At 64.8% G+C, this 4,175-nt stretch carries 5 protein-coding genes; 2 read left to right on the top strand and 3 right to left on the bottom strand.

The annotated features are described in order from the left end of the window. Together PHW99_RS18240 and PHW99_RS18245 are read right to left on the bottom strand one after the other, a co-directional pair. Positions 1-212, bottom strand: a 212-nt coding sequence (locus PHW99_RS18240) for a thiamine pyrophosphate-binding protein (protein ID WP_300181085.1), incomplete at its 3' end; no start/stop codon positions are given. A gap of 31 nt (positions 213-243) precedes the next feature. Beyond that, positions 244-1,860, bottom strand: coding sequence for an FAD-binding dehydrogenase (locus PHW99_RS18245; RefSeq protein WP_300181088.1), 1,617 nt, complete (start codon positions 1,858-1,860; stop codon positions 244-246). Between the two features lie 73 nt (positions 1,861-1,933). Between PHW99_RS18245 and PHW99_RS18250 the strand changes: the two genes are divergently transcribed. Both PHW99_RS18250 and PHW99_RS18255 read left to right on the top strand, forming a co-directional pair. Then, positions 1,934-2,947, top strand: coding sequence for an AraC family transcriptional regulator (locus tag PHW99_RS18250; protein WP_300181091.1), 1,014 nt, complete (start codon positions 1,934-1,936; stop codon positions 2,945-2,947). Between the two features lie 128 nt (positions 2,948-3,075). Further along, the gene (locus PHW99_RS18255) at positions 3,076-3,369 is read left to right on the top strand and encodes a DUF1330 domain-containing protein (RefSeq protein WP_300181095.1); all 294 of its coding nucleotides are present in this window, start codon (positions 3,076-3,078) and stop codon (positions 3,367-3,369) included. Here the strand turns inward: PHW99_RS18255 and PHW99_RS18260 are convergent. After that, the coding region (locus tag PHW99_RS18260) for a helix-turn-helix domain-containing protein (RefSeq protein WP_300181098.1) at positions 3,366-4,175 on the bottom strand (810 nt) is incomplete at its 5' end. The two genes, PHW99_RS18255 and PHW99_RS18260, sit on opposite strands and share 4 nt — an antisense overlap.

The following is a 4,175-nucleotide window of genomic DNA, read 5'->3' on the forward strand; positions in this document are numbered from 1 at the left end:
ACCAGCGTGCCCACCGTGTCCGACAAGCGGCTCAGGCCGTCGGCCATGAAGGCACCGCCGCCTTCGTGGCTGACCAGCATCGGGGTGATCTGGGCTGAGTTGTTCAGCTCGTCATACAGCTCGGTGTTTTGCACGCCGGGAATGCCAAAGGTGTAGCGGATGCCGAGTTGCTCCAAGGCGTAGCGGGCCAGCCAGGCGCCGGTTTTTTTCATGGTATGGGTCTCCTCAAAATTGTTGTTGGAATCAAATGCTCAGTAGCGTGCGGCCAGCCACCGAGGCCGCTGCGGCGCGGGCGGTGAGTACGCAGCCGCCCAGAAACGTGCCCTCCAGCGCCCGCAGGCCATGCACGCCGCCACCACCAAAGCCTGCGGCCTCGCCAATCGCAAACAGGCCGGGGATCGGTTGGCCCGCCGCATCCAGCGCCCGGCTGTGCAAGTCGGTCTGGATGCCGCCCAGGCTTTTGCGGCTGATGATGAATTCGCGGATGGCGATCAGCGGCAACGCCTGCTCGTCCAGAATCGGCTGCTGCTTGCAGGTGCGAACCTTGTCACCCCGGTAGCTGCGCAGGTGGGCAATGCGGCGCAACTGCTCGTCGTTGCGGAACTGCGGCGGACGGCGAATCTGGCTGTCGTACTGGTTCACCACAGAGCTCACCGTGGCCAGATCCACCGCGCTGTCGCCCTGCAAGGCGTTCATTTTGTCCACCAGTTCGGGCAGGGTGCGTGCCACCACCACATCCGGGCATTTCTTCACCAGGGTGTCGATCAGCCAGCGGTTGCCCCGCAGGATGTCGCGCAAAAAGGCCAGCCAGTTTTGCTGGCGGATGCTGGGGTTGTGCTCTGCGCCCGACACCGCCAGCTCTTTCAGCGCAATCTTGTGGTTCATCAATTGCCAGGAGTACTGGCGCTCTTGCTTGCAAACCTGGGTCACCAGGTCGCGTGTGTCGTAGCCCGACACCAGGGGCTGCGGGCCGATGCGCTCGCCGCGCCAGTTCAGCCACAGCGCGGTTTTGGGTGGCACCAGGCTCAAGCCGGCGTGCGGTTTGGTGGAGGCGTAGTGGTGCACCCCGGCGGCGTAGTTCCACATCTTGTCCAGGTGGGTGAGCTGCCCGCCCACGGCGGCGGCGGCATCGTGCAGGCGGCCATCGGCATAGCGGTGCGAGCCGTTGAGGATGACCTCGGGCGCTCGGCCCCAGTCGGCATGCCAGTGGGCACGCACCCGCTCGATGCTGCCGTTGATGCCGCCAGCGGCGATCACCACCACCTCGGCCCGTGCCTCAAACGGCTGCTCACCGGCCACGCCGTGGCAGCCGACCACCTGCCCGGCCTGCATCAGCAGCCCATCGACCCGCTGGCCAAACTGCAGCACCAGGTGGCCGGATTGCAGGTAGGGCTGCAAATGGGCAATCAGGGTGGTCATCAACTTTTCACCCGTGCCCCACACCATGTGAAAACGCGGGAACGAGTTGCCCGGCGTGAACAGACCGCGCTCAACCCAGTTGGGCACCGGAAAGTAGCGAATGCCTTTGCCACGCAGCCACCAGTACATCTCGGGCGTGCAGTGGCCCACATAGGCCCGTGCCCAAGCCTGTGGCCACTTGGCCTGCGCATCAAACTCGGCAAACGCCTGCCAGTCGGCTAGCGCTTGCTCGACCGAGTCACGAATCCCGGCGCGGCGCTGCTCCGGTGTGTCCACCGCAAACATGCCGCCAAAACTTTCACGCGCCAGGCCACCAAGCTTGTCGGGCTGGTCACGGTCCAGCATCAGCACCCGGCGGCCCTGCGCCAGCAATTCCAGGGCGCAGACGATGCCGGCGATGCCCGCGCCCACAATCACCACCTCGCTGCTGTGTTGTTGCATCTTGTCTCCAGTTGATGAAGCCTGCAACGATAGCGACTTATGATGCCGCCTCCCTTGACTTCAGGAGCCACCGATGTTGACCACAGAAGCCAGCGTGTCCCTGAGTTGGGTCAACACGGTGCTGAGCGCGGCCCAGCGCCAGGGCTTGAGCGTGGAGCCCATGCTGGCGCATGCGGGGCTGAGCCCCAGCCAGTTGAATGAAGCGCGTTGGCCGATTGACGACATCACCCGGCTGTGGCGTGCGGCGGCAGACCTGACGAGTGACCCAGGCTTTGGCCTGCACGCTGGGCAGTTGGTGGGGCCGGCCAGCTTCAACGTGGTGAGCTTCATTTTGCAATCGTCTTCGACCCTGCGCGAGGCCATCATGGTCACGCAAAAATTCCAGCGCCTGATCAGCGACGGCGGGCGCTTTCAACTGCTGGAGGGGCCGCTGCAAAGCTGGCTGATTTACCACCCGCAGCAGGGTGAGCTGGCCTTCAGCCCGCACCAGCTGGAGGCGGTGTTGGCAGCCGTCATCAGCTTCAGCCGCTGGGTGCTGGGCCAGCCGGTCAAGCCAGTGCGGGCGCAGTTCAGCCACGCCCGGCTTGGGCCGCTGGCGCTGTATCAGGAGGTGTTTCAAGCCGAGGTCGATTTCAACCAGGCTTTTTGCGGGCTGCAGTTTGACAACGCGGTGCTCGACCTGGCCTTGCCCCAGGCCGATGCCCAACTGGCCACCCTGCACCGGGAGTACGCCGCAGCGCGTTTGGCCGCACTCAGCCACGCGCCGGATTTTTTGGGCCAGCTGCGCCACTGGCTCGGTGCCCACCTGGCCCAGGGTGTGCCGGAGCGCCAGGCGGCAGCGCAGCACCTCAAGCTGAGTGAGCGCGTGTTGGCCCGCCGCCTGCAAGCCCTTGGCCTGAGCTACAGCCAGTTGGTGGATCAGGTGCGCAAAGACAAGGCCTGCCAGGCGGTGGCCGACACCGACGACGCTTTTGCCAGCATTGCCCAGACGCTGGGTTTCTCCGAGGCCAGTGCGTTCAACCGCGCCTTCAAGCGCTGGACCGGGCACAAGCCTGGGGACTGGCGGCAACGCCGTGGGCGTGAATGAGTGTTGCTATAAATTATGTAGCTATATAGGTAAATAATATCCGGGCTAAGGCCGGATTTGGTATGTGAAAATGCGCGATAGACGGTTCATCTGCCATGAACTGCATCCCATTTAGAAAGGACCTCTCCATGACCGCTTACATCTACGGCAATATCGACATCCACGACCCGGTGCGTTACGAACAATACCGTGCGCAGGTTCCCGCACTGGTGGCGGCCCACGGCGGGCGTTATCTGGTGCGTGGTGGTGCTGTGGAAGTGCTCGAAGGTGAGGGCGAGGCCGCCCGCCAGGTGATCCTGGAGTTTCCCGACATGGCGTCGCTGAAAGCGTTTTATTTCTCGCCCGAGTACACCGCTGTCAAGGCGATCCGGCAGCAGGCGGCGACCGGGACCTTGGTGGCGATTGAAGGCGTGCTGCCTTAGTGGGGCTGCGCGCTGCCCTTGCGCCGAATCGCCGAGGGCGAGAAGTCAAAGCGCTGGCGAAACCGCGCAGCAAAGTGCGACGGGGTCTGGTAACCACAGCTCAGCGCGATCTGGGTGACGGGTTGCGCGGTGGAAAGCAGTAGCCCCAAAGCTGAAGACAGGCGCGTGTCGCTCAGGATGTCACTCAGGCAGTTGCACTCGTCGGCCAGTTTGCGGCGCAAGGTGGCCTCGCTCATGGCAAAGCTCGCCGCCACGTCGGCAGCGGCCCATTCCCGCGCCAAGTCCTGGCTGATCAGCCGCCGCACTTTGGTGCTCAAGCTCAGCGGCTCAGCCGACTCAAAGCGACCGCCGTGCAGGGCCAGCCACTGCAACATTTCGGCCACGCGGTGGCGGGCAATCTCCAGCGGAATGCCCGGGTCTTCCACCGCTTGCAGGGCACGCTGGAAGGCCTCGGCAAACTCGCCACCGGCAGCCACGATCGGCAGCGCATGGCGGATCACCGGCTGGGCCGGGTTCTGCTGCGCATGGGCGGCGATCAGCGCCGGGTCCCAGGCCAGCCAGCGTGCCCGGTAGGCCCCGTTCGGCGCCATGCGGTTGATGATGTCCACCGACTGCCCTGCCGCCAGGGCCAGCGCTTCACCGGCCCGCATGTGGACCTCGCCGTGCGCCCAGCGCAGGGTCTTGATGCCTTGCAGCACCAGAATCAGCACCGGCTGGTCCACCACCAGCCGTTTGAATTCCAGCTCCTGGCGCTGCAAGATGCCCGCACTGCTGCCCACGCCGGGGCGCTGGATGATGCGCGGCTC

The sequence above is a fragment of the Rhodoferax sp. genome, from assembly GCF_028689305.1.
Lineage (GTDB): Bacteria > Pseudomonadota > Gammaproteobacteria > Burkholderiales > Burkholderiaceae_C > Rhodoferax.